Origin of the sequence: Vibrio sp. 10N.222.52.B7 (genome assembly GCF_041474275.1) — a bacterium.
Taxonomy (GTDB): Bacteria; Pseudomonadota; Gammaproteobacteria; order Enterobacterales; family Vibrionaceae; genus Vibrio; species Vibrio crassostreae_C.
Genome location: NZ_JBFRTU010000717.1, coordinates 1 through 351, shown reverse-complemented (window position 1 = coordinate 351; position 351 = coordinate 1). Strand labels below are relative to the sequence as shown.

Here is a 351-nt window from a genome sequence, read left to right as displayed (position 1 = left end):
CTTCAGAAGGTTTAGTGTCGGTCAGCATGATAAGAAACTCTTCACCGCCTAAGCGGCCAAACAATTCATCACTCATTAAGTGCTTTCTTATTTGTTGACTAATATGGACGAGTGCTCGATCACCAGTAGGGTGTCCATGCTCATCATTGATCGTCTTGAACTTATCCAGATCGAGCAGAACGAGGACATGTTGCTTGTCCGTTCCTTTACAGCGTCTGACTCGTTTGATTCTTCGTATTATCTCGGTCCGGCCATACGCTTTTGTCATCGCATCGATGGAAGCTTTTGCGCGAATCGTTTTGTTTGCTAATACCGTAAAGCTTGCGGCGCACAGCAACAGAATAACAATGA

1 protein-coding gene is annotated in these 351 nt (G+C 45.0%); it reads right to left on the bottom strand.

All coding sequences use genetic code 11. The features are described from left to right. A partial coding sequence (locus AB4512_RS24960; protein ID WP_372176148.1) for a GGDEF domain-containing protein occupies window positions 1-351 on the bottom strand: 351 nt, incomplete at both ends.